The following is a 1,326-nucleotide window of genomic DNA, read 5'->3' on the forward strand; positions in this document are numbered from 1 at the left end:
CTTCATCAACCTGAGTCAGAACCGGTAAGGGCTCTGATTTTTCCTGAACTTCCGGAGCCTCAACAGACGGTTTCTCTGCGGGTGTCTCTTGCACCGGCCTGGCAGGCGCCATAATTTCTGACCCAAGGCTGGATATTTCCGGTTCGATCCGCTCCCTCACAGAAACATGGGTTGACTCTTCTGAACGCACCCAGTTCTTCACTGTTTCCAACTTCTGGGGGGGAGCCTCTGACCTTCTGGCTCCACCATTGGGCAATTCACTGCCAAACTCGTCTTCATTTCCTTTTACATCTTCAAGACCGAAAGACAGTTCTGATGCTCTTTTTCTAGCCAGACGCATACGGCGGTATCCATCAGCCAGAACGCCAATAATGACGACGATTCCGATTACTACCAACCAATCTCGTAAACTCATGTCCATGCCGCCTGTTTACCCGGTGGGTTGTTGCCGCCTGAAAACCAACAACCCGAAAACGCAAAAAAGTCTGAAATTTATAAATCAGTGAAATGTACTACCATGTTACAACAAAACAATATGTATTCAGACCATTGTTTATGATTATTGATGAAACACGTTTTTAATCTTCACTTTCATAACACTGTCCGACAACCGCCAGAATCAGGTAAGTCAAGCATCCTGACCTACAAGTCTATTTTGGCGAGTATTTATTGTCCCTTCAAGCGCAAACCACGGATATCATTAACAAAGTTCGATAAATAGTGATAACTTTTTTCAGTCGCCTGTGCAACTGTACAAACCGTTTAATCTCAGGTTACACAAAAACAGACTTCTTATACTGAACAACGAATAAAAACTAACCGTTCAATAAGAAAAAGTTCAGAGTTCTGCCATAGCTGCGGCCTCTTCCACATCCACAGATACGGGTCTGGAGACACCGGGCTCCTGCATCGTTACACCCACTAGTTGATTCGCTGCCTGCATGGCAATTTTGTTATGGGTGATGTAGATAAACTGAACCTTGTCACTCATTTCTGAAACCATTTTGGCGTACCGGCCTACATTAGCATCATCCAATGGTGCATCCACCTCATCAAGCATGCAGAAGGGTGAAGGATTCAACTGAAAGATGGCAAATACCAGGGCAATCGCCGTCAGCGCCTTTTCACCACCAGACAGCAGATGGATAGTACTGTTCTTCTTGCCCGGCGGTTGCGCCATGATAGCTACCCCGGTATCCAGGAGATCTTCGCCGGTCAACTGCAGATAAGCGCGGCCACCTCCGAAGACTCTGGGGAACAGTTCCTGCAAACCGGAAGTTCAGGAAAAATCAGAGCCCTTACCGGTTCTGACTCAGGTTGATGAAG

2 pseudogenes are annotated in these 1,326 nt (G+C 46.7%); both read right to left on the reverse strand.

The features are described from left to right. A pseudogene (locus KDK16_RS11920) lies at window positions 1-415 on the reverse strand (hypothetical protein); the annotation flags it as partial. Between the two features lie 423 nt (window positions 416-838). Further along, window positions 839-1,276 (reverse strand): annotated as a pseudogene (locus KDK16_RS11925) (chromosome segregation protein SMC); the annotation flags it as partial. Window positions 1,277-1,326 lie beyond the last annotated feature (50 nt).

This window comes from Endozoicomonas sp. SESOKO4, assembly GCF_024606275.1.